30 protein-coding genes and 1 pseudogene are annotated in these 23,032 nt (G+C 40.0%); 15 read left to right on the forward strand and 16 right to left on the reverse strand.

The genetic code is table 11. From position 1 onward, the window contains the following. Positions 1-3: 3 nt before the first annotated feature. Positions 4-330 (reverse strand): hypothetical protein, encoded by a 327-nt coding sequence (locus tag C7R93_RS20655; protein ID WP_106840588.1) that lies wholly within the window; start codon positions 328-330, stop codon positions 4-6. A 137-nt stretch (positions 331-467) separates the two neighbouring features. Here C7R93_RS20655 and C7R93_RS20660 point away from each other — a divergent pair. Next, a pseudogene (locus C7R93_RS20660) lies at positions 468-1,297 on the forward strand (DNA adenine methylase). 18 nt (positions 1,298-1,315) lie between these two features. On the opposite strand, the gene C7R93_RS20665 reads toward C7R93_RS20660, so the two are convergent. Then, positions 1,316-1,600, reverse strand: coding sequence for a CPCC family cysteine-rich protein (locus tag C7R93_RS20665; protein ID WP_106840589.1), 285 nt, complete (start codon positions 1,598-1,600; stop codon positions 1,316-1,318). Positions 1,601-1,675: 75 nt separating this feature from the next. Next, positions 1,676-2,068 (reverse strand): DUF7674 family protein, encoded by a 393-nt coding sequence (locus tag C7R93_RS20670; protein WP_106840590.1) that lies wholly within the window; start codon positions 2,066-2,068, stop codon positions 1,676-1,678. A gap of 86 nt (positions 2,069-2,154) precedes the next feature. Here C7R93_RS20670 and C7R93_RS20675 point away from each other — a divergent pair, with 86 nt between their 5' ends. After that, the gene (locus C7R93_RS20675; protein WP_106840591.1) at positions 2,155-2,583 is read left to right on the forward strand and encodes a YopX family protein; all 429 of its coding nucleotides are present in this window, start codon (positions 2,155-2,157) and stop codon (positions 2,581-2,583) included. 77 nt (positions 2,584-2,660) lie between these two features. On the opposite strand, the gene C7R93_RS20680 is transcribed toward C7R93_RS20675, so the two are convergent. Next, positions 2,661-2,996, reverse strand: coding sequence for a DeoR family transcriptional regulator (locus C7R93_RS20680; RefSeq protein WP_106840592.1), 336 nt, complete (start codon positions 2,994-2,996; stop codon positions 2,661-2,663). Between the two features lie 141 nt (positions 2,997-3,137). Between C7R93_RS20680 and C7R93_RS20685 the strand changes: the two genes are divergently transcribed. Beyond that, positions 3,138-3,518: a YopX family protein gene (locus C7R93_RS20685; RefSeq protein ID WP_158264039.1), complete on the forward strand. Its 381-nt coding sequence runs from the start codon at positions 3,138-3,140 to the stop codon at positions 3,516-3,518. Positions 3,519-3,890: 372 nt separating this feature from the next. Here the strand turns inward: C7R93_RS20685 and C7R93_RS20695 are convergent, their stop codons facing one another. Next, positions 3,891-4,337: a hypothetical protein gene (locus C7R93_RS20695; RefSeq protein ID WP_106840595.1), complete on the reverse strand. Its 447-nt coding sequence runs from the start codon at positions 4,335-4,337 to the stop codon at positions 3,891-3,893. 553 nt (positions 4,338-4,890) lie between these two features. Between C7R93_RS20695 and C7R93_RS20700 the strand changes: the two genes are divergently transcribed. After that, positions 4,891-5,535 carry a hypothetical protein gene (locus tag C7R93_RS20700; RefSeq protein ID WP_106840596.1) on the forward strand — a complete coding sequence of 215 codons (645 nt, stop codon included), beginning with the start codon at positions 4,891-4,893 and terminating at the stop codon, positions 5,533-5,535. A 115-nt stretch (positions 5,536-5,650) separates the two neighbouring features. Here the strand turns inward: C7R93_RS20700 and C7R93_RS20705 are convergent, their stop codons facing one another. Further along, on the reverse strand, positions 5,651-6,100 hold the full coding sequence (locus tag C7R93_RS20705) for a DUF4145 domain-containing protein (protein WP_106840597.1): 450 nt from the start codon (positions 6,098-6,100) through the stop codon (positions 5,651-5,653). Positions 6,101-6,103: 3 nt separating this feature from the next. On the opposite strand from C7R93_RS20705, the gene C7R93_RS20710 reads away from it, so the two are divergent. The 7 genes from C7R93_RS20710 to C7R93_RS20735 all read left to right on the forward strand — a co-directional run bounded on the left by C7R93_RS20710 (position 6,104) and on the right by C7R93_RS20735 (position 10,143). Then, on the forward strand, positions 6,104-6,841 hold the full coding sequence (locus C7R93_RS20710; RefSeq protein ID WP_158264040.1) for a phage portal protein: 738 nt from the start codon (positions 6,104-6,106) through the stop codon (positions 6,839-6,841). A 26-nt stretch (positions 6,842-6,867) separates the two neighbouring features. Continuing rightward, entirely contained in the window at positions 6,868-7,215 is a 348-nt protein-coding gene (locus tag C7R93_RS20715; protein WP_146142437.1) for a phage portal family protein, read from the forward strand. A 147-nt stretch (positions 7,216-7,362) separates the two neighbouring features. Then, positions 7,363-7,755, forward strand: coding sequence for a MerR family transcriptional regulator (locus C7R93_RS20720; RefSeq protein WP_106840600.1), 393 nt, complete (start codon positions 7,363-7,365; stop codon positions 7,753-7,755). A 42-nt stretch (positions 7,756-7,797) separates the two neighbouring features. After that, positions 7,798-8,916: a Gfo/Idh/MocA family protein gene (locus tag C7R93_RS20725; protein ID WP_106840601.1), complete on the forward strand. Its 1,119-nt coding sequence runs from the start codon at positions 7,798-7,800 to the stop codon at positions 8,914-8,916. A gap of 531 nt (positions 8,917-9,447) precedes the next feature. After that, the gene (locus C7R93_RS30955; protein WP_279629456.1) at positions 9,448-9,582 is read left to right on the forward strand and encodes a hypothetical protein; all 135 of its coding nucleotides are present in this window, start codon (positions 9,448-9,450) and stop codon (positions 9,580-9,582) included. 107 nt (positions 9,583-9,689) lie between these two features. Further along, positions 9,690-9,833 carry a hypothetical protein gene (locus C7R93_RS20730; protein WP_244191602.1) on the forward strand — a complete coding sequence of 48 codons (144 nt, stop codon included), beginning with the start codon at positions 9,690-9,692 and terminating at the stop codon, positions 9,831-9,833. 76 nt (positions 9,834-9,909) lie between these two features. Further along, positions 9,910-10,143, forward strand: coding sequence for a hypothetical protein (locus tag C7R93_RS20735; protein WP_106840602.1), 234 nt, complete (start codon positions 9,910-9,912; stop codon positions 10,141-10,143). 30 nt (positions 10,144-10,173) lie between these two features. Here the strand turns inward: C7R93_RS20735 and C7R93_RS20740 are convergent, their stop codons facing one another. The 3 genes from C7R93_RS20740 to C7R93_RS20745 all read right to left on the reverse strand — a co-directional run bounded on the left by C7R93_RS20740 (position 10,174) and on the right by C7R93_RS20745 (position 12,122). Then, on the reverse strand, positions 10,174-10,383 hold the full coding sequence (locus C7R93_RS20740) for a hypothetical protein (protein WP_106840603.1): 210 nt from the start codon (positions 10,381-10,383) through the stop codon (positions 10,174-10,176). Positions 10,384-11,020: 637 nt separating this feature from the next. Beyond that, positions 11,021-11,374 carry a hypothetical protein gene (locus C7R93_RS29955; protein ID WP_146142438.1) on the reverse strand — a complete coding sequence of 118 codons (354 nt, stop codon included), beginning with the start codon at positions 11,372-11,374 and terminating at the stop codon, positions 11,021-11,023. Positions 11,375-11,585: 211 nt separating this feature from the next. Then, positions 11,586-12,122 (reverse strand): hypothetical protein, encoded by a 537-nt coding sequence (locus C7R93_RS20745; protein WP_106840604.1) that lies wholly within the window; start codon positions 12,120-12,122, stop codon positions 11,586-11,588. Between the two features lie 132 nt (positions 12,123-12,254). Between C7R93_RS20745 and C7R93_RS20750 the strand changes: the two genes are divergently transcribed. Both C7R93_RS20750 and C7R93_RS31170 read left to right on the forward strand, forming a co-directional pair. Next, positions 12,255-12,743, forward strand: coding sequence for a Rha family transcriptional regulator (locus tag C7R93_RS20750; RefSeq protein ID WP_106840605.1), 489 nt, complete (start codon positions 12,255-12,257; stop codon positions 12,741-12,743). After that, the gene (locus C7R93_RS31170) at positions 12,728-12,802 is read left to right on the forward strand and encodes a hypothetical protein (RefSeq protein WP_425266740.1); all 75 of its coding nucleotides are present in this window, start codon (positions 12,728-12,730) and stop codon (positions 12,800-12,802) included. Before C7R93_RS20750 ends, C7R93_RS31170 begins: the two co-directional genes overlap by 16 nt. A 381-nt stretch (positions 12,803-13,183) precedes the next feature. Here C7R93_RS31170 and C7R93_RS20765 read toward each other — a convergent pair whose 3' ends face one another. Together C7R93_RS20765 and C7R93_RS20770 are read right to left on the reverse strand one after the other, a co-directional pair. Beyond that, positions 13,184-14,293 (reverse strand): acyltransferase family protein, encoded by a 1,110-nt coding sequence (locus C7R93_RS20765; RefSeq protein WP_106840607.1) that lies wholly within the window; start codon positions 14,291-14,293, stop codon positions 13,184-13,186. Between the two features lie 1,063 nt (positions 14,294-15,356). Next, positions 15,357-16,181: a DUF6492 family protein gene (locus C7R93_RS20770; protein WP_167402488.1), complete on the reverse strand. Its 825-nt coding sequence runs from the start codon at positions 16,179-16,181 to the stop codon at positions 15,357-15,359. 32 nt (positions 16,182-16,213) lie between these two features. On the opposite strand from C7R93_RS20770, the gene C7R93_RS20775 reads away from it, so the two are divergent. Beyond that, on the forward strand, positions 16,214-16,420 hold the full coding sequence (locus C7R93_RS20775) for a hypothetical protein (protein ID WP_106840608.1): 207 nt from the start codon (positions 16,214-16,216) through the stop codon (positions 16,418-16,420). Between the two features lie 616 nt (positions 16,421-17,036). Here the strand turns inward: C7R93_RS20775 and C7R93_RS20785 are convergent. Then, the gene (locus tag C7R93_RS20785; protein ID WP_106840610.1) at positions 17,037-17,573 is read right to left on the reverse strand and encodes a hypothetical protein; all 537 of its coding nucleotides are present in this window, start codon (positions 17,571-17,573) and stop codon (positions 17,037-17,039) included. Between the two features lie 397 nt (positions 17,574-17,970). Between C7R93_RS20785 and C7R93_RS20790 the strand changes: the two genes are divergently transcribed. Then, positions 17,971-18,918, forward strand: coding sequence for an ABC transporter substrate-binding protein (locus tag C7R93_RS20790; RefSeq protein WP_106840611.1), 948 nt, complete (start codon positions 17,971-17,973; stop codon positions 18,916-18,918). A gap of 833 nt (positions 18,919-19,751) precedes the next feature. Here the strand turns inward: C7R93_RS20790 and C7R93_RS20795 are convergent. From C7R93_RS20795 to C7R93_RS20815, 4 genes are all read right to left on the reverse strand, one after another. Continuing rightward, positions 19,752-20,156, reverse strand: a complete 405-nt coding sequence (locus C7R93_RS20795; protein ID WP_106840612.1) for a hypothetical protein — start codon at positions 20,154-20,156, stop codon at positions 19,752-19,754. 382 nt (positions 20,157-20,538) lie between these two features. After that, positions 20,539-20,910 (reverse strand): VOC family protein, encoded by a 372-nt coding sequence (locus C7R93_RS20800; RefSeq protein ID WP_106840613.1) that lies wholly within the window; start codon positions 20,908-20,910, stop codon positions 20,539-20,541. 490 nt (positions 20,911-21,400) lie between these two features. Beyond that, positions 21,401-21,790 (reverse strand): coproporphyrinogen III oxidase, encoded by a 390-nt coding sequence (locus C7R93_RS20810; protein ID WP_106840615.1) that lies wholly within the window; start codon positions 21,788-21,790, stop codon positions 21,401-21,403. A gap of 576 nt (positions 21,791-22,366) precedes the next feature. Then, complete coding sequence (locus C7R93_RS20815) at positions 22,367-22,453, reverse strand: YjcZ family sporulation protein (RefSeq protein WP_106840616.1); 87 nt, start codon at positions 22,451-22,453, stop codon at positions 22,367-22,369. Positions 22,454-23,032: the final 579 nt, after the last annotated feature.

A 23,032-nucleotide genomic window follows, 5' to 3' on the forward strand; every position in this document is an offset into this window, starting at 1 on the left:
CAATTAGGGGGATGAAACCTTTTCATATATCGGTTGATGGAGTTTACACAAAATTCTTGACAGACCCATAATCTCATACTCCACATGTACTGTCTGTAACCCCAAATCACATTTTAGGAGTTTATATGGCTTAATAAACCGATCCTCGCCATATGTCCATGTGGACAGAAAAGAAGGTAAAAGTAACTTATCTTCTTTCTCAAGTGGGTTTTTAAAAGTCAACAATAGTGAAAATGTAGTTCCCTTTTTAAGATCAAACGTGGCACCAGGATAGTATTTTTCAACCCCCATCCAGTTCAAATCATCATTAGGTACAAATTTATCAGACATTGAGATTCACTCCAGCAAAGGTATATCTACATTTTGGACAAAGGGATCTATTAAGTAAACATTAAGCAAAATATACACGAATTATGTTCGATGGATTTACAAACCACACGAATTGATAAATGAGGGGAGCGCGAGCGGTGAAAGTACCAAGGATTTTGCACTATCCAAGCAGCAATGGAGCATGGCTGACTGGATAATCGAATATATGCCAGAACATACTACATATTTGGAACCATACTTCGGATCCGGAGCAGTATTTTTCAACAAAGAATCATCCGCACTTGAAACGATCAATGACCTTGACGGAGATGTGGTAAATCTGTTCAAAGTTATCCGTGATCATCCCGAGGATTTAGCAAACAAGGTTAAATGGGCCCTCTATAGTCGGGAAGAATACTACAACTCCTACCACGTAGAGGGAGAGATGGACGAGCTTGAAAGAGCAAGGATGTTCTTGGTTCGGTGCTGGATGGCGAGGGGTGGAAAAACATCTGACAGAACCGGATGGAAGCATAACATCGACGTATCAAAAGCACCCAACAACAGGATGCCTGATCAATGGAGTAAAGTAACTGATCGGATATTGACGGTAACGGACAGATTGAAAAGGGTGCAAATAGAACAACAGCCAGCTCTGCAATTGATTGAACGATATAATAATCCAAGCATTTTGATTTATGCGGATCCACCGTATTTGTTATCAACAAGGAGCAAACGTTTGTACAAGAATGAGATGACGGATGGGGACCATATTGAATTGCTCGACGCATTAGACGAACATCCGGGACACGTGATACTAAGTGGTTACGATAATGATTTATACAACATCCGCCTAAAACATTGGCGTAGAGAAGAAAAGAAAGCTTTGGCGGAAATTCGCCACATCAGAACAGAAGTTATCTGGATCAATCCAGTGGCAGCTGATCAAGTGGGGCAGCAGACAATCTTCTCGCTGCCCGGCATATAGCGGATGGATACAAAATGATCATTTTGTGAAAATCAGTGGGCTCCAATTAGGATCGCGCAAGTCTGCAGACGTAGGCTTTCGAACAAATGGTATACAGCGTTCTTCACAAGAGCCAAACTCAACAAAGTTTTGTTGCGCTTGTCGTAATGAGGGAATATTAGCACCCCCACCATAATCAGGGTCATCAAATTGGACAGGATCGTCCTCCCAGAAACATATTTTGCAGATGATATATGTACCTGGGGGTTCTTCATCTAATGTTTTGTAGCCACAACAAGGGCAGGTGTATTTTTCAGTAGTCATTTGCTCACGCTTCCATTTAGAGATGGCTAAATGATACATGAAAATAGAAGATTTTAACACAATGTGTACTTTGTATTATTGGTCCTCGCCAACATAACGACTTTCTCCAGACATGAATTTATTTAATGAGATCCACCATTTTAGGGAAATGGGCATCAAAAAACATTCAATTGAGCTTGAAATTTCACAACCTAGCAATGATTCGAGAAACCCAATTGTCGCTAATTCTTTAACATAGTCGTCACCGTTGATATGGAGCATTTCTAAAACCTCAAATATCATTGGGAACTCGGTTAACTTTTGCTGTTGGTAAAGCTCATCTACATGTTGGGCGAAATCTGAGACATCAATATACGGAAGATGCTCTTCGCTATCGTCGTAAGTTTCACTAACAAAATGGAGCCATCTTTCTTTATAAGATGGACAAGCAGATAAGAATAAGTTAATAACCTCATGTTTTTGTATCATTTCAAAGATCACTCCATAAAAGGTATATCGAAATTTTATCACATGGAAAAATCGTTATATAACACTTTAGTTAGGGAGGAAATACGATGCGTAAGCTTAAAGTGCGTGATTGGGACGAAAAACGAAAAGAAATGTTCATTCCCTATGCTGGCTATCTGCCTAAGGGTGTAACCAGAAAGAGAGACTTTTTCATCGGGTTCAATAACACAGGTTTGGAAGTCTCTGAATATGAGGGGAAAGGGTACTGGAGAGTCATGCCAATCATGCTCTTTACAAGATTGATTGATAAAGCTGGAATCCAAGTGTTTGCAGCAGACATTTTGCAAGTCCCACATGATGATGGTTGGTTTTACTTGAAAGTGGCTTATGACGAAGAGTATGCGCGATTTTGGTTTATTGATGAGGCGGACGGTGATCACTGCTATTCACCAGACGAGTTTGACATAGAGGAAATACTAGTGGTCGGAAATATCTATGCAAATCCAGAGCTCTTACAGGTTGAAGAAGCGATTTAACACAACGGTAATGCAAGATAGTCATTTGCAAATAACAAAGAAGTGTCCCAAAGGACACCCTAATTGAACAGCATTATTTATGATCTTGAAAGTGCATAGATTTCAACCAAAAAGTTTTCTTGTGCACCCTTGGGACTCCCAATGTAAAGAGAGCGAGTAGAAACAACATCTGTGATTTTCTCGCTAACTACTCCAGTAAGATGAGTAGGATCATTGCCTCCACTAACATCTTGACTGACAGAAAAACTAATTTGATTAGGATTGGAAACTCCACTTATTACCCATTGAAAATTAACTGTGTCTGGCGGAAGGACTTCTGTACCAATATTTGAGCTAGAACGATGCGATTGACCAGGCAATGGGGAAGGAGCGGAATAAATAGCGCCGATAAACGTCGACTTAAGTGCACTCATGAAAAAACACCCTCTCAGGAAAGTAACTACATGAAGATCATATTTCAAGAAAATGGTAAATATGCAATCGATTTTAAACAACTTACTAGAAGTACGGGGGTATTTTACAAAACACACGATTTGTAAAGGAGAGGAATGAGCATGCGAGCGATTAGGTTTCGCGCTTGGGATGCAGTCCAAGAAAAGATGTTGCCAGTCGAAAAAATTGACTTTAGAAATGATGTCATTTCGTTGGACGAAGGTGATAACTCTGAGAGCGATTCAAGTGAAATGTTTATCTTGATGCAATTCACTGGCCTCCGTGACAAAAACGGAATCGACATCTATGAAGGGGATATTGTACATCTGTCTTCGAAGGATGGGTTAAAAGAGCGAGTGACACATGTAATTTGGAAAGAGTTTAGGGCGTCATTTGCCTTAAAATTCAGCCCTTACGCTAATAATGACCTTTTTCACTATGTTCAAAATGGGAACGTTGTCGAAGTCGTTGGTAACATCTACGAAGACCCAATTCCTGTCTAGTAATTTGACAAAATAATCGATTTGATAAGTGGAGGGGTTCAGGTGAACGAAATACAACGCATGTATCCAGAAGATTTTGAAGGCACATACCAAAAGGCAGTGGCATGTGCGTGCTGATGGAAGAAGCGGAGAAGCAAGGTATTTTACTCGAATACGAGCATTTCAGGGAGGGTAGATACCTGGGAAGAGCATGGAAATTTTGTGAGGAAAGCGATGACTGGTTGAACCTCCCAAGAGATAGGGCAATCAAACCGCCGATTGCAGGAACTGTTCCTCATGCAGTGAGCTTGACTTTTTTAAGAGTGAAAGGGATCGCTGTTTAACAAAAGAGAAATTGATTCTTGTGAAAGCCTCTTTCAAAAAAGTTTAGGTTTATGGTGTAGTGACTGCAATAGTCCCAGAAGTTCGGCCACGCTGTTTGCTTTTATAACGAATGTAATACTCGCCAGCAGGTAGTGATTTACTACTTGTGAAGCTAAAAGAGCCATTTCCTTCGATGTTTGAAGAGCCATAGGAGGTTGTAGTACCATCCGGGAGGTATGTAACAATTGCATAGTACATGTAAGCTGTTTTCGTACCATGGTTTTGTGTCACATTAAATGTGACATAGCCAGGTGTAGTTACATTGAAGGGTGCAGACATCATACTCGGATCACTTGACCCAAGGTTTGAGTAATCTGCTACTTGTTTGGTTGAAGCAGGTGCAACCGTATTAGAAGTTTGTTGAGAACTTGCGGCTTCTGCCTCTGTTTGAATAGCAAAAGATGCAGTGAGTAATGCGAGCAAAGCTGCTTGAGCAAACTTTTTCAAATCTGTCATCTCCCAGTTTTTGGATTTGATTAAACGTTACATGTATATACAAAATTTAACAATATTTTTCTGCACGAATCACCTTATTTCATAGTTAAAACATGAATAAACTGACCCAACAATTGTTTGTTGCAGACCTCTGTAGTTCAACTTAACTTAATATTTCGTTTGTATCTAAAAGGGATAGAAGCATGAAGAATTTTACTATTATAAATCAAAATGGACAACTGCTGATAGATAGTAGAGAAGTAAGGGAAAACTCCTTCGTGAAATTGAAGATGCCAATAGCCAGTTGGCATTTTCGTAAGGGGGAAGATGACATGTGATGTGAATTTTGCGACGAAAAGATCGAGACGGGCAAGCTTGAATGGATTTTGATTAGTAAGAAACCAACTGTCAGTCATTACTGCAGCTTGGGATGCTTGTCAGGTCATGTAGATGAAATGGCAATCGGAGCAGAAGAGAAAAACGGATTGATTACCTAATCGGGAGCGGGGTAACCGGTTTGTAAAGAGACAAACAGATTGTATATACAAGACTAATAAAAGGGTAGGCGGTGTAGGTGAAAGATAAGCTGATCGGAAAATTATGTGAAAAATGCCCCGCTACACAATGGGGCAAGAAATCGATCTGTAGTGTCCACAACCTCCACGTTGGTAAGGTCGAAACCTGCCCAGAGTGGGACAATTATATTATAGAGAATCAGGGGTTATTTGATGGGAGCGGGCAGCTCGGTTTTATCAATCTCGAGCCAGCTCTTGAAGTAGTGCAGAAAGTAGAGGAAGAGATCAAGGATTATCATTGGATGGTAAAAGAGGTTGAGCGTCTGAGGAAGGAAATCGACAAGGCAATATCATCGAATCCGTTGATACAGGAGAAGTTGGTCGCTACCTATGGTGATGCTGCAAGTATACCGAGCGGGAAGGGATTGCGCCTCTCCACCTTGACTATTCCGGAAGAACGGTATGAAAAGCGAATCGAGCGAATGAAAAGCCTTGAGAACAAGGTGCGGCAGATAAACGAATTTGCAATTAACCTTGAGGACAACAAATACAGAACAGTCTTGGAATGCATGATGGACGGAATGCGTATAAATGGCATTGCCAGACACTTAGGAGTCTCTCGACAGCGATTAAATGAGATCAAGCGGGATATTGTAAACAGACTAGCGAGGGAACTGTATAGTGATGATTTATTAAGCTCCTAACAGGAAAACAGTGATTGACGTTTGGCTATGATTGGGTTATTCACGATGTATAAGCCGCTCGGGTAAATAACCGGGCGGCTTTGTAATATCTTGTTTTTTGAAGAAGCACTAATTTCTATTTCGGTTGAGAAACTGGTTTTCCATCTCTATCTGCAATGCGAGCTCTTGCAGATTCAGGAAGCTTCTCATAAATACTATCAATCATTTTTTGAGTAGAGATGAAATGATGAATGATAATATTCAGTAAGTCAAAAAGAGAGGCTGCTGTTTCATAGTCATCCGCAATGTTAATTTCGCCAGGATGTACCGCATTATTGCCAATAACACGCAAGGAATCTAAAGCTTTTTGTATTTGATCGGGTAATCCTTTGGAAACAAGATTTTTAATATCATCATCAATTTTTCTTCCTCTTTCACCAACATGTGGCATTAGCATTTGCACTGCTAACCTCAAAAGTGCAACTGAAGCCCTTGGAGACTGATTAGCAATCCCTCCTGAATAGGGATATACAATTTTTTCCTTTTGCCAAATCGAAAGGCCATGGCATCTATAACAGAAGCTAATAAATTGGTAGAAGTCTTTGCCGCAGAGCGGCTAAATCCATATCGTATGCGGCTTCATCTCATTGAGGGCGACAGGCTCAACAATCCGAATCATGCACAAGGATACTCACCAATTCTTACTACCGAGGGATTCTCGCTTTCAGAATATATGCAGCTATCAGATGGCCGTGCTATCCGAAATGGAGTCGAGACAGCCCCGAACGGTAAAGTGATCGCATACTGGATAAGCAATAAACACCCGAATAGTACGATTCCACAAGGACATATAACACAATGGGCGCGCGTTGAGGCACAGAATCCGGTTTCCGGATTACCTAACGTGCTTATTGTGATGGATGCGGAGAGGGCAGAGCAATATCGTGGTGTACCCTATCTTGCACCTGTCATCGAGCAAGTCAAACAAATGGATCGTTATGCCGTGGCAGAGATTGCAGCGGCGATCATCAATAGTTTTTTCGCTGCCTTTATTACACGAAAAGAAGGAGCAAAAAATGAAATACCATTTACCAATCCCATTTCTGAAAGTGAGCAATTGAAACTGTCGCCAGAGGAACGGCTTTCCAGTTACGAGTTGGGTCCGGGAACCATCAACATGTTGGCAGAAGGCGAGGAATTGACCTTTGGCGATCCTACGCATCCGAATGCCGACTTTGATTCGTTTACAAAGACCATGGCGCAGTTAGCAGGCCCAGCGTTGGACATGCCATATGAAGTGTTGCTTTCTGTGTTCAACAGTAGCTAAGCTATTCAGCGAGTCGAGCTGCACTCTTGAAAGCGTGGAGATCCTTCCGAGACCGTCGTGATTGGTTCTCACATGACTTCTGTCAGCTTGTTTATGAGACATGGTTATTTGAAGCAGTGGCAACGGGGCGTATCAAGGCAACTGGATTCTTTAACGATCCGGTCATGCGGAAGCTTTGGAGCCAAGCCATTTGGATCGGACCGAGTCCTGGTCAAATCGATCCAGAGAAAGAAGTAGATGCTGCCGTGAAACGAATCAACAACGGATTTAGCACGCATGAACGAGAAACAGCGGAGCTTACAGGGATGGACTGGGATAGCAATATTGACGTGCTGACGCGCGAGTGGGAGGCACGTCGTATAGTATTAGACTGAATAATAAAGTTGTAGACTGGCAGATGAGTTAAGCTAACGGGCAGTTTAATACAATTGTTATGAAGTATTTTATTCAGCACAATTGACTTCGAGTCTACTCTAACAAATATAATTAGATTATCAGTTGATCAAAGGTGGCCGGCCACAATGTACTCAATCAGCGAAGTATCCAAATTAACGGGTATTACAGCGTATACTCTACGATACTATGAAAAAATAGGTCTTCTTCCTAAACCCAAACGTCTGGATGGAAAGCAATACGGGATTAGGCGATATGATGATCAGGATCTTCGATTTATTAAATTTATTCATGGGTTGAAGCAAACGGGGATGAAGTTAAAAGACATCGCAACGTTTGTGGAAGAGGGATGTTATGTGACGCGAGAGGAGCCAAACATAGAAGTGAAGGTTATATTTCGCAAAAGGATTGAAATTTTGAATACGCATATAGAAAAATTGGAGCAACAACTAAGGGAATTGGAAATCGTGAAGTCCTCAGCACAGGATAAAAGAAATTTTTATTATAGTTTGTTGAAATAATAAGTATACGAGGAGAAGAAACTCAAGGAGGCTATACAATAAATGGATAAGATAATACATGTCGGTGTAATCGGGGGATCGGCTAACAATCAGTGGGCGAGTTCTACTCACATTCCTGCATTACAACAGCTTCCGAAATTTAAAATTACGGCAATTGGCACAACCCGAATGGAAAGTGCTGAGAAAAGTGCCTCCCAATTTGGGGTTCCTCTTGCATTTGCGGATTCAAACGAACTAACCCGACACCCAGATGTGGATATGGTTATTGTGAGTGTAAAAGTTCCTGGTCATTACGATGCGGTCATGGCCGGCCTCAATGCCGAGAAACATGTATATTGTGAATGGCCTCTAGGGTTAAATACTTCTCAAGCTGTCGAGATGAACAAATTAGCTGCAGCCAAAAAGGTTCATCATGCGATTGGCCTGCAAGCCCGACAATCTCCTGAAGTTAACTTTGTGAAAGACTTGGTGGCTGAGGGATATGTCGGTAAAGTACTATCGTGTCATATGAAAGTCTCTACAACGGCAAAGGGTGGTACAACGAATGAAACCTCTAAATATTTATTGGATAATTCAAATGGTGCAAACTTATTGACGATTAATGCTGGACATGCCATTGATGCACTATGTTATTCTCTTGGTGATTTTAAAGAGCTATCAGCTACGATTGCCAATCAAATCAAACAAGTGAAAGTGCAGGAAACTGGTGAAATGATCGAGAAAACGACTGCAGATCAAATCTTAATTAATGGAACATTAAAAAGTGGAGCAACCGCCTCAATACATGTACAGGGGGGCGTAACCTTTCGAACAGGAGTCTCCTTAGAAATATACGGTACGGAGGGCACAATTGTACTATCCAATGAAAGTACACATGCTCAGTTCCAATGGGGAGACTTGAAAGTTGAAGGGATGAATATTGCCAATCAGGGGAACTCGACTTCACTTGCTGAATTATCCATTCCTGATCAATATCGTTGGGTTCCAGATACGATCCCAGGTGGACCTGCCTTCAATGTTGCACAAGCTCTGGAGAAATTTGGCGTGGATATTTTAGAGGGAACCCATTACGTTCCTAATTTTGAGGATGCAGTTAAACTACATGTACTCCTTGATCTCATACAAAAAGCCGCAGATACTGGTGAACGTCAGGTGCTTTAAAAACACTATCAGCGTTTCGATAACTAAACGGATACGATAGTTGAATAATACAGCGGCAGTCTAGAACTTTATTTTCGCGTTCTGGGTTGCCGATTTTGTGAGGTAAAAACCCGCAACTAACACCAATGCCAGTCTAATGATCATTGACATAATGCAACCAGGCATACAAGGGGTATCTGGTTGCTTTGATCCTAACGCTTGAAGAAATTTCATAAACATAGCAATTAACCTCGAATGGTGGCATCGGTACTGCATGCAAGGGGAGATATGGTTTATAAGACATCGGTTGAAATTCGGAGGGAGCAAAATAAACGCCCCGTTTCCGAATGCAATCGCAGGATCCGAAGGCCATCAATATAAAGCGATCGATAGGCATGGAAATATCATGTCAGCGTAATTTAACAAAATGTGTAGCGTGGATAGCGCTGAACTAGTTCAAAGTTGCTCAAAAAAACTCCCTTCCAAAGGGAGTAATCGTGGCCTATTTTTCCTTTGGATCGAGTGGTGGCACAGGGGTGGGAGGATCAACTGGTGGTAGTGGTACAGGGGTTGGTGGATCAGGATCGAGTATGGGTGGTGGCCAAGGGGTTGGTGGTTGAGGGACTTCACCAGGTGGCGGGATTTCTGGATTTGGTAAATTACAATCTGGTGGACACGGAGAAGTAGGTTTAGGATCTTTATTTGTTGATGTCAAACCGAAATACCTCCTCTATTTTTTTTTAGCATTTGGTGGTTGAAAGGAAATTATACAAAGTAGTTAGGGAGGAAAGAAGATGCTGAAAAAGGGTGACAAGGTTGTCATGCACACTTGCTTGGTAGCTAGTATTCCTACTTATCAAGGGAAAATATGGACTTGCGACGGACGAGTTCATAGCGGAGAATGGAAAGCCAGCGGTGTGCTTGAAAGGGTTCCGTGACCCATTCGCAAGGGAGTATCTGCAAAAGGTTAATATCCCAAATGTGAGAGAGTAAGCTCTTTGGTTTGCTGAACAGATGGAATCAAAGTTGCTGGAGAATGATCATAAAGGCGGCTGGGATGATTGCGGGATATTCTGGCTGCTGGGGAGATTGAACGAGGAAGTTAAAGAACTCAGTGACTTGATGGAAACTGGTCATAATAGCGAGTCAGGATTGGATTTGAAAAATATTATCCGTGAGGCAGCTGACGTAGCAAACTTCTCCATTATGATTGCTGACCACGCCAATAAGCGCTTAACAAATCGGTAAAAATGAAAAGAAGCCCAAAAATATGGGCGACTATCGAGCAGTTTTTGTTTTAGACTGCTGCTTCTTCTTAGCAGTTCGTTTAGCATCCCATTTGAATAGTAAGAAGGCAATAAGCAGATAAAACGCATTTGCAGTCCAGTAGAATCGACTTGTTATGCCAGTGAGATACGCCCACCCAGTAAATGCCACATTAATTACTCCAATAATGAGCATTAACCATTTGAAAAATTTAAGAATCATTGCAAACTCTCCCTGCTGATTTTTGCAGTGCGACTAAGTGAAGAATGTGACACAACACACGATTTGTTAATTGGCTCCGGGAATTATCACAAGAAACACTCCCTAATAAACAGGGAGTGTCATAACGCAACCATGTGATTAGCGTTTCTTGAAGCAAGGTCAAATTGGTTGCTCTGGGCAACACCAACCGCACCAACCACGCCCGCAACAGCGAAAACAACCGATTATTTGAGAAGGATATTGATTTAGAGATTCAGTGGAATATTGTACCAATTTACCATTTACTTTCTTGAATTTCTTAAAATTAGATTTCTTCTTTTTCATGTGATATTCTCTCCATTTATAACGATCTAAGATAATGTATGAACAAAATTGACCTCTTGACTGGACGAGTGTTGTCTAGTACTAAAAATGGAGGTAAAAACAGAGTTAGTAAGTTCGCCTACTGTGGGGGAGGGGTGCTTTTAACACAACATTACTTCTGAGAAGGGGAGGATGGAATGCAGCAGACATAATTTTACTAGCGAAAAGATTTAACTCCTGCAAGGAGACAGGAGTCGAAAATCTTTTCTCGCTATATCGAAACTTCTGACGAAATCGAAGCAATTGCACAACTGTGTGTCCATCAAATTTCCTTTTATGGCGATTTAGTTATTACATAAGTAAATACTCTTCTAAAAAAGCCAGTGGGGTTATAGATACGCATAAACCATCTATCTAGTTCAATTGGGTAATTTGCAATCACATATACAGGTTCAATATGTTCAATGAGCCATCCAGCACTGATAACCCTCCTAGTACCTGTTGGTGCTGGTATCCAGTTGATATGTTCATATGAATATGGTCCAATCTCGATGGGCTGGAAACTGTGGCGCCAAAAGCCATTTCCGAGACTATTTGTTATACGTACATTTTTCCGACTTAGGGTGATTATTTTTGTCCGTTTTACACCTCTTTTTTTCACAATCTTAGATGATGATTTTTTTTTCATATTTTCACCATCTACGTTTATTTAAGTTTCGTAGGATCAACATATGAAGGAAAAGAGATAATGCTTGGACTAATTTACATGAGTTGAAAAAATGGGGGAATTCAATAATTAGAGCTCAGACTGAACAATTTGAACCCAGAGCTGCTGCAGGCTATTTAACACAAGAGAAAAAATGAAAAGCAGCATCCCAAATAGGGAGTGCTGCTAATAATTATGGGACGTACTGCTCTGTAATTTTTGTGACAATCCCATTTGTTACTTCGATGTGGAAAGGTAGCTGATAAGGAATTCCTTTGGATTGCACAAACTTGCTAAAAGTATCGGCGTTTACTGATTCATTCCAGTGTAAATCCCCATCTTTTGTAGAGTTGGTTTGAAGAGTAAACGAAGCTTTTGGAGAAATTTCAAACGTCCTAATTTTAGGATTACTATTGCGAATGTAATATGGTGCTGGATAGACCTCTTTCACTAAGGGATGATCTTGACGATAAGCTTTAACTGCTTCCTCACCGAAAAACCATTGAACATAGTCAAGCGTGACTACTAATTTTCCATTTTTCACTTGTAGAGTTTTCACATAGGCCATTGATTTTTCAATGGTATTGCCTTGTTTATCTTTGCTACTAGTTGGAATAATTACTGAGGAAGGAGCAGGTGCAGTTGTTTGTTGTTGTGAACCTGCATAAGCCTCAGTACCAAGCAATGAACATAAAATCAGAGAAGAAAGGAGCACATATGATTTTTTCATAACAGAGTGTCATTCCTTTCTATTTACATGTAATACCATACATAATTAGTAAGACGAAAAACAAATTAGAACGTTTCTCCTCAAGTCGAAAAATTTAACGAAATATTTCGTGTGATAAGGAGGAATAGATGCATGAAGAGTCTCACTATCATAAATCAAAATGGACATCTGCTGGTAGATAGCAGAGAAGTAGCGGAAATGGTTTCAGTAAGACATGCTGATCTGCTTGAAAAAATTGGAGGATACAAAAGGCACTTAGAAAACGGAAATTTCCGTTCTCAAGATTTCTCCATCCACAGCACTTACAGGGTAGAAGGTAACTACAAGACATATGATTGCTTTCTACTAACCCGTAAAGGATGCGATATGGTTGCCAACAAAATGACTGGTGAAAAAGGCGTTCACTTCACAGCGTCATACGTCACAAAATTTGAAGAAATGGAGCGGGCGATTCAGCAGCCATTCACCGGGTTAAGTCAAGAGGTACGAGCAATTTTCTTTTTGGACAAGAAGACTCAAGAGATTGAGAGTAGGGTTCAAAGGTTGGAAAATAACAAGACAATCGACTACGGTCAGCAATTTTGCAAAATGCAGCAAGGCAGCAAGTGGTCGAGGTACTAGGCGGAAAGGATGGACAAGCCTATCAAAAAAGCAGTCTGCGCGCTTGTCAGGTCATGTAGATGAAATTCATGATGGTAGAGATCCCCGAATCCGAGTTTGTTTTGATTCTGGTAGGATAAGTGATGTTTGAGATCCTATTCTAACAGTCTAACATAGGGGACCTAACGAAGCCGAAGTACGTTAAGGTCTAGGCCACAGGTCGGATTGAAAGAACAACCATGTTTTGAACATATCTGTACCTGTTTCACTGGTTTCTAGTTTTCGTCTATCCAAAATGAACACAACGTACAAAACATGCTAGATTTTGCGGTCTAGAGCCGTAATTCTGTCACTATGCCCCCGCTAAGAGGCCCGATACTACGCAAAAAAGAAAATTGTACGTTTATACGACTTGGACGCATTTTAATCGGTTCCTAAATATATAAGGAACCGATTAAATATTACACCTTTTTTTGGAATTTTATAGTCCTTTGCTTTGCCCATTTTATACATTTCTTTTCAATAAAATGATACGATACGATAGAAAACAATATTGTCGTTGTAACACATAAGAGGAACAGCAAAGAGATTGGAATTTTTGCATACAAAAGTTTAAATAGTACCATCATTATTGGAAAATGACATAAATAGATACTATATGAAATTTCCCCTAAGTATACAAATACACTCTTATTTAAAATTGCTTTTACTTTTAGGTTACTCATAGCCATTATAATAAGTATACTAACACCAATTACAACGCCCCAATCTTTTAATAGAAAATACGTATCACTACGAGAAATCATCAAAATTCCAGTAGAGTATACATATAGAATGATTCCTAATGTGATAAGAAGTCTTCTTTTTAATTTTTTCATATTTCTATATAAACGGACAAGTTCTTCCTGATGCTTAAAAAGTAACATTCCGACCATAAACATAGATGTGAAATGCAGTGTATCAGCATAACCATTATAAAATCCCTCAGCTTTTCCAATATGCAATATATTAAGGAAAATACTAATGAAAGAAAAGCTCATAGCAAACAGTATCGTTTTCTTCCAACTCTGTTTATAAAAAAGAAGGAATAACAAAGGAAACACGATAGATATACGCATTTCTTGAGCCAATGACCAGATAACCGGATTATAATTATCTGTAAAAAAGTTGTTAAGAAGCAGAAGGTGATTGATAATATCTAAATTTGTTATAGGTCCTTGCCACTTATCATAGAACCAATCACGTAGTCCCGTAACTTCATATGGCGAAAACAAAATAAATAAAGCAAAGGTGATGAATATCCACACATAATAAGGGATATAAATTCTTACAAATCGCTTAATTAAATATCCCCAATAATTTGTTTTTGAATGATATATTGCCATAGATAAGACAAAACCACTGAGTACATAAAAAATGATTACAGCTTCTCCACCAGCCCATAAAAATCTAAGAGGTGAAAATTTAATAGAATTAGGCAACGATGGTATCATTAAACAAAAATGTCCAATCACCACTGTAATGGCCGCCAATCCTCGTATTGAATCTAATTCTTTTATTCTCTTACTCATAAATGGCTCTCCTTGTAAACTTTGCTGTTGATAAATGCCACGATACTAGTATGGTGGCGTACTTATACATATTTTGCTTATTTTCCTTTGAATTCTGATACAAGCAGTACAAAACCAATCTGTGTATCTTTTGAACGGGATTTTCATATTTAGGCATAAATCATATACTAATAGTAGAAAGATAAAAGAAACTTTTGCTAAAGGTTCTTTTAAAATTTTTTTTCAAATTAATTAAGATTTATAGCATAGATAAACATATGTTTCACTTTCTCCCTAAATACTCCGTCTGCAAGCGCCAGCTCAACCACAAAAGCCTGTGCACTCCCCAGCGACCGATTTCTTTTCGCCCTTTCGTGAAATACCAAGTCCACTATTCTGCAAAAATGCGGTTTTGAATAAACTTTTAATCCCTTGTCCAAACTGCGGATAAGTTCAGTTAATTAAAATTACAAGGTGATCTGAAATGAACAATTCCGCAGGTATACTCGAAACGAATCCATAAGTTCTCGAAAACCGGCTGAAAAGTGTGAACGGGCCTTCAAATAACCAAGAATGAAAGAAAATAATAACTAAAAACAAAACAAGAGCCCTCCAATATTGAAAGGCTCTAAGTAGCATAGTATTGGGCTTTTTTACACGCATAACGAACCGACAAAATGAAGAAATGATTTGATGTCATTTGAAACATATGTTCCGCACACGCGTCCACGATTGGGAGCGCGAGCAATACATGACTGGATTGGTTGGACCGATTTAGATGGCCTGTAGCAATGGGATTAGACCAATTTGATTGTGAGCAACGCCGGGTGATAACCGGAATGAAGGGAATGGTCAGGGAGGCACGGTTGAAATCATTAGGAAACGCAGTAAACCCTGTTCAATTGCTCCCGATTCTTTGGGGGATAATACAAATACATGATTAAGCAATTTATCAATCTGCTCATTTTGATAAGGTTCCATATCTCTCTTCGCATACAACTGTAACGAATCCAAGATTGCCGCACACATTCAGCCAAGGTCTGGAGACTATCTTACATCACAAGCAGTTGGGCTCGGCAGCTCTTCATTTTCTAGCGCTCTTCTTCCTGATATACCAGCCTCGTTTATGAAAGGATATGGACCTGTATTTCTGGGCCAGTCTGATGATTCGTTTACGAGTAAGTGATGCCGGTTTTGAAGAGAAGCTTTTGTTCAGAGAACTTCTTACAACCAGATGACCGGGGTAGTGAGCTTTCACGAAATTACCGTAAGTTTCGAACTCGGAGAAGCCGGCATAACTCTGTTTGTTGGTCTTCTTGATAATCGCCCAGTACCACCTAGTCTTATGCTTAGCCTCAATTTTATACTTCAGTCGGGAGAGCTTCGATTTGTCGAACAGCATATAGTGGGCAACGAAAGAGCGTGAGGCGGTTGGCTTGGTCCCCAGTAATTTCTTGTAGGTGCGAAAATACTCGGGACGACTCCAGTTACGGCAGTAAAAAACGGTTTTCCCGTTGACGAGAAAGACATGAGGACGGATGAGAATGGTGTCGGCGTCAATCACAAGATAATACCTTTGCTTGCTCAAGTTTCCTCCCGCCAGCTTCAACAATTGTTGGAGCAGCCAGCCTGAGCGATTGGTGCGTTTGGTTTGGTAGCGAATGTCTTTTTTTGTAATCGGTAGGACGCGTCTTTCATTGATGAAGGCGCAGTTTTTACGTCGGCAAAGAGCTTGGATTCGCTTGCTTGGTGGTGATACAACCATGATCTTACCGATGGGATGTTTCACTTGCTTACGGATACTGTCAATGACATAGGGAAGAGTGCCAAGATCTTTCTCAATAGCTGGGATCAGGACATCAATTTTGATAGAGCTATTGAAGGTGTTTTTCGTTGGACGTGTCAACATCTCAACTCCTTTTCGCTAAGGATCAAGCTTATGTGTCTGATCAGGTCGGCAAGAGTGTCCGACTTTCCAGATTAGGATATGATTTTATTCCTTGGGGTGAATATGACAGATATGGAAATCCTGCAAAATGGGTGTTTAAAGGTAGACCGGAACAGATGGAGTTGGCAGACAACCAGGAGCACGGTGATGGCCGCGACAAAATCCGACGAAACCAGCAAAAAGCGTTTGGAGGAGGATAGATTGAAAGTCGATATGAATGGCGTTTGACCATGGAGCCTTTTTGTTAGGGAGTACGGAAGGTGTTATTAAATGCGGAGAGTGATAACCACTTTGTTTTTTCATGTAAGACAAAACAATTCAGGTGGATATTTCATCGTTAACGATGATGTCGCAATTACAGTTGAACCAACAATTTATGGAGAGAAATTGGAAGGGCATAATGAGAGTATTGTTATCCATTATTACGATGGGCGAAAGGAAAGGATAGGGGTCAATAGTAACCGAAAAGCATTCAGTGTACAGTTTTATACAAGAAATCAGTTTGTAAAATCTCAAGAGACTATGGAAACTCAATTCTAGTTACAAGCGTAACTGCTTTACAAAACATTACTGCTGTTAATAGTTCAAGAGGGACAAAAGTAAAAAAGGATAGCAGTTTGCTACCCTAAATTTCCTCTATTAATTGTGTTTTATCACTTTATTAAAAATACCACCTAATATTTTACCAATGAGAATGGAGATACCTATCAATCCGTATCCCATAATGATTGGCTTTATGGCAGGTGAAAGGGGCAGCTATTTAATAATAAAGAAAAAATGAAAAGCAGCATCCCAAAAAGGGAATGCTGCTAATAATTAGGGAATGTACTGTTCTGTAATTTTTGTGACGATTCCATTCGTTACTTCAATGTGGAATGGTAGCTGATAAGGAATTCCCTTGGATAGCACAAACTTTTTAAAAGTATCGGTGTTTACTGATTCATTCCAATGGAAATTCTCATCTTGTGTAGAGTTGGTTTGAAGTGTAAACGAAGCTCTTGGAGAAATTTCAAACGTTCTAATTTTAGGACTGCTATTACGAATGTAATAGGGCATTGGATAGTCCTCTTTTTCTAATGGATGATCTTGACGATATGCTTTTACTGCTGCCTCACCGAAAAACCATTGAATATAGTCAAGCGAGACGATTAGTTTTCCATTTTTCACTTGTAGCGTTTTCACATATGCCATTGTTTTTTCAAGGGTATTTCCGTGTTTATCCTTGTTACTTGTTGGAACAATTACTTGGGGAGGAACAGGTGTAACCGTTTCTTGGTGTGAACCTGCATGAACGTCAGTAACAAACAAAGCGCAGAATATCAAAGAAGAAAGCAGCAAATATGTTTTTCTCATAACAGAGTGTCATTTCCTTTCTAATTACATGTAATACGATTCACAATTAGTAGGACGAAAAACTAACAAAACCGTTTCTCCTCATGATGAAGCGCACGATGAAAAGCCGCTCGGGTAAAGCACCGGGCGGCTTTTTTTAGCTTAGGAATTCTCGCTAGGTTCAACGGCGAGATATATGATCTCTCTTGGTGGACGTAGGTAACTTCTGCAAGAAAAAAGGGGCGGTCCTAAAATCGAGAGACAATAGGACAATCTCATTTTTGTATATGCACAACATATATAAAAAACATTGACATATTCGCTGGAATATGTGATTATCTTCTTTGTCACTTATAATGATAATCATTATCAGAGATAGCTTCAAACAAAACACCACGTAACAAGGAGAAATGAGCACATGAAAAAAGTAACTCGTATCGTACTGACCTGCTTGGTTGCAGTAGTCACCGCAGTTTCAGCAGGGTGTGGAAGCAACCAAACTGCTTCGGAACCAGACAAGAAGCCTGAGACACGTGTAGTCAAGCATTTGATGGGGGAAGTGACGATCCCAGCGGAACCAAAGCGGATTGCAGATGTATCGGGAGCAGCGGAGGAGCTTTTGATTTTGGGACACAAGCCGGTTGCTACCGCCAATACATACAAGACAAAAATCATGTCGCACGTAGCGGATAAGCTGACAGATGTAAAACCGGTTGGCTGGATGTGGGATGACTCCATCAATCTGGAAGCTGTGGTAGAAACAAAGCCAGACCTGATTATCATGAACAACCGCCAGCAAAAGATGTACGAGCAATTGTCCAAAATTGCGCCGACTGTCGTTCTGGAAACAGACATGGACAAATGGCGTGATAAGTTTAAAGAAATCGGCCGCCTGTTTGGACAGGAAGAGGACGTGAACAAATGGCTGGCTGGCTACGACGAGAAGATGAAAGGGATGAGCGAGCAACTCAAGCAAGCGTACGGCGATCAGACCTTTATGTTCCTGGCTGTAACGCCAAAACTGTTCCGCGTGTACGGAAACTATGGATATGCAGATATCCTGTTCTCTGACCTCGGCCTGAAGCCGGCAGCTGGAACACCTGCCGATAAAACAATGGAAATGATCGAGCTGGAAGGACTGACGAAGTTTCAGCCAGACCATATGTTCCTCGTCAATTTCGGCGGAAAAGCAGATGATATATATGCAGAACTGAAAAAGAGCCCGGTATGGAAAAGCAACAAGGCAGTTCAACAAGGCCATCTCTATGAGGTAACCAATGAAACATTCAACATCAAAGCTTTTGGCCCAATCGGCAAGGAAATGCTCTTAGATGAGATTAGTAGCATGTTGCTGAAAAAGCAATAAGCAAGAGATCAACACAAAAGATAGGGATGTACAGAAATTCGGTTTTGACTTCCCATTTGAGGAAAAGTTATAGTTTACGTGAGCTTGACAAAGTATATGTCGCGTTCGACTGCATACGAATAAGCGAAACCCCTTGTGCCTGTTGGCGCGAGGGGTTTTTTTCGTGCTTCTGACCAAATAACGACATGGTAAAACGACCTCCCCAAAAATCAACACTCCTTCTTCTTAGAGCGTTATGTGGGAGGCTAAGACTAAAAAGTGGGTACATCATTCTCAATTATGCTAAATGGGGGGATGAAGAGGGAAACTCGATAAACTTGAGCCTAACTTCATGCTCAATAAGGCACCTGACAAATGTGATCACAAATCCCGTGAGATCTCCAGCGACGACAACGAATGTAACACTCTTCATCCAATCGTACTCTTCTTGAGTCTAGATACGGGAGACATATCGTTTCACAATCTTCATGAGGCGGACTTACACGTCTACATTCATTCAGACAATCGAGAAAAGGATTAAATTCAACCAATCGACCATTTACTTTCCTGAATCGCTTTCGCTTAGACTTTTTCTTTTTCAAGAGATATCCCCTCCTGATGACGATCTAAGATAGCGTACGAACTCAATTATCCTTTTGATTGGCCAAATGTCCGCATGTATCGAAAATGTGTGTAGATCAGTATTCAGGAACATCACCCGGTGGCTGACGAACTCAGCTTATTGGAAGATAGCATGTCTTATCAGATACTTGGAGAACAACACTGTATCAAGCTGACAATGCATAAGAAAAGCCCGTCCTCATAATCAAGACAGGCTAAAATGTATACATATTTTACTGAATCGTATAAGTAGCTACAATGACATTTGGATCCTCATAGGAATATGGTGCTTGAAATTGTACGTAGCGGTACCCGTCCTCATTAGCTTTAATAATAATAGCTGTCGTACCGCTCCAAATCCGTTTATTTTGAGCATCATAGACTGTGTAATTAGCAAAGCTACCTTTTGGACTAATACGGAGCTCCTGCCCTTTCTTTAGATAAATCGCTTCTTTCTGGCTTAACTGCCCAGGTGAAAGATAGTAATATTTTGTGAATTGTTGCTCTTGTTTTTGTTGCTCCATAGATACTTTGTGTGATTCACCTTGTACCTGAGCATCGGTAGAAGCGGAAGCATAGGCAGGTGCGCCAGAGAGTAGTAAAGAGAGCATCGAAATAGAGAGAAGCTGTTTATTCATACCTAGAACACTCCTTTGTATCAATTCTAATCAAAATTCTAAATACACGAACTAAAGGTTATTATAATCAAATTATATGATTTGGTAAATATTTACATAGTAAAAAATGGATATAATTATATGCGTGTCAGGGCATGTAGAGACAGCTACTATCGGTGAAGTCATAAGTACGCATCAACGCACTGATATTTACATGGTAGGTGAGCACTGGTGGGTACGGCTATTTCATCAAATCGTGGATGCTTATGTCAGCGTTTCAATAAATAAAATGCCTTCTCAATCGAGAAGGCATCGGGAACTCATCTAATAAAAATCTTATGCTTTTCAAAAATGCTAAGTCACTGCCGAAAATACTCATACTCAAACATGAAAACTTTTTGTTCTATCTGTGTTGGTCAATAAGTATTGGATTTCCATCTGGGTCTTCAATCGCAAAACTGGCTGGTCCTGCTGGCGTTGATCCTGCATCGCCAATAATATGTATTCCTTTATTTCGAAATTCTTCTTGTATGTCTCTGATATCTTTGAACGGATTTATTTCTTCAGCTTTGCCATTCCACCCTGGATTAAAGGTCAATGTATTTTTGGGAAACATACCTTGAAATAACCCTATTGTGGAATCACCATTTTGCATGATTAACCAGTTTTGTGTAATATCTCCGCCAAAAACATGAAACCCAATCTTTTCGTAAAACTCTTTAGATGCATGAATGTCTTTAACACTTAAACTTACAGAAAATGCACCAATACTCATGTTATTCTCCTTACCATTCGTTTTATTGCGTTCTTTTATTAATAACCATTTGAACTTTGAGCTATCTCGGCCCGATATAGCTCGTAGAACTATTTTTTCACAGTCTTCCACTTTGTTCTGAATCACAAACATAATTTTCATTGAAAAAGATATAGAATGCTATGTGGGCTTTGAATTTACAAGCTCAGTTGTGTTAAATAGAACCTTTCGAAGAGTCTGTTTTACTACTCTTCCTTAATGCCACCCATCTTTTTAGATCCGACCACATCATTTTGGTAGTCGCGAGGGCAAACATTCCAATCCACTTATCAACATCACCAGGTAAATCATCAATTAAAACCATATAGATACATGTAGCAACGGATAGAAACCAAATAGTGGCGAATAATGGCAATAAAATCACCTCACGTAGGAATTCGGTAACATAGCAAAATTGTTTAACCTTTTATTAACAAAATGCTAAATGCCGTGGTGAACGATGATGTAGTTTTCAATAAAAAGCCATCTCCGCAATAGCTGCCAAAGTTAATAGGGATTTAGTCAGATCATCTCTGGTGCAATTCAATTTTTCATAGTAACCATTACCATTATCATCCGACACAAAGTCGCCAGTGAGTTGGAAGGTTGATGGAGCCAGAGAAAACAAACGTGACCAACTTAAGCAAATGTCTTTGAGAAGGTTTGCACCTTCATGACGGATTAACGTAATACCGTGGTAATTTAAGCCGAAGTAGTCTTCTTGGGTTGAGGGATTAAAGGAAGGGATCCACCTAAGGGAGTCCTGTATGTAGAGGACAAGGTTATCACTTAAAACTACCTGTTCAACTGGTTCATCATCACTTTCACTCCGTACTAAGAAAAATTCATGTGTAAGGCCCATTTGATCACCTAGGGTTAGTTAGTTTTGATTGATAATATCACAATATGTAATTAGTCAATGATGAAGAAATCATCAATAAATTCCCCCTCAAGATTAAATAATAGTTTATACCAGCCAAATAAAATTTTCACCAAATATTGAATTCTTCGGTGTCTTCAACTACCGACATTGTCGCCTTCAGAAGACTTGACCTGAATGGACAATCCATCTCCACTATCTACTGTAGATAGTACCATACTGTTGAAATAGTAGGTGAAATACATAGCGCTAAAAAGTTTTGTCGCAAGATAGGTTGTCCAAAGCTAAATCAAAGCGAGGGAGGAGAGTATGGGATATGATTCGGGGTGCTTAAACTGAATGAAGGCAACGGAATAAATCGAACGAAAAATCCCTAAAGAGTGTTCGAATCTGACCAGGTGACGACATAGTAAACCCAAACAATTTCTCCACAAACGACACTCCTTCTACTGGGAGCGTACCGTGGGAGGATGGGATAAAAAGATGCGCTTAACGCTCATTTATGTCAAAGAAGGAGTAAAAAAGGGCAGCTTAGCCGCCCATAACATTGGACAGATATTAGCAACCATCACAACTGCAAGCAACAATTGTTAATAAAACGAAAAGAACTAAGACTAAAGCAAAATTGTCGTCAAAGAATCCCATCGATATCACCCCTTAAAGAGAATGAGGAAGAAGAACCTCAAACTCAAGCTATGCAAATTGAAGTGCTATGTAAGGGCGATATCACAGTAAGTCGGAAATTTGGGCATGAAACAATCTGTTACCTGTCATGTCCACAGGCTCAATTATGTTAAATGATCAGAGGGGATATACGACGAAAAAAGACCATCCCTTAGCCACCTTCATGGCATTTGGGACAGCCTTCTAAGAACTTTTACGTGTTTAACTACCTCTACCAAGGGCATAAGCATCTGCCATGATAAATAATGCAAGAATCACCGCAAGGCTCCGATGAAGAATTTGAACCTAACTTTTTAAGGAGTTTCTTCAGCATGATCATTCACCTCCTTGTTAGATGCATTTTCCATTTACTACCATCTTATCGTAAGGAAGTGATTATAAGAACATGAATTTTATTTGCAAATTGTGTATTATGTTAAAGTTTCAAGTCGGTTTGAAGAACGTGGAAATAGTCTGAAGTGATGTCGTCCAAAGAGGAGTCAATGTTGTCGAGATACTTCCAATAAATTAATTCTTCGGATTCGACATGCAGAACTTCAT

The organism is Brevibacillus fortis (assembly GCF_003013395.1).
GTDB classification, from domain to species: Bacteria; Bacillota; Bacilli; order Brevibacillales; family Brevibacillaceae; genus Brevibacillus; species Brevibacillus fortis.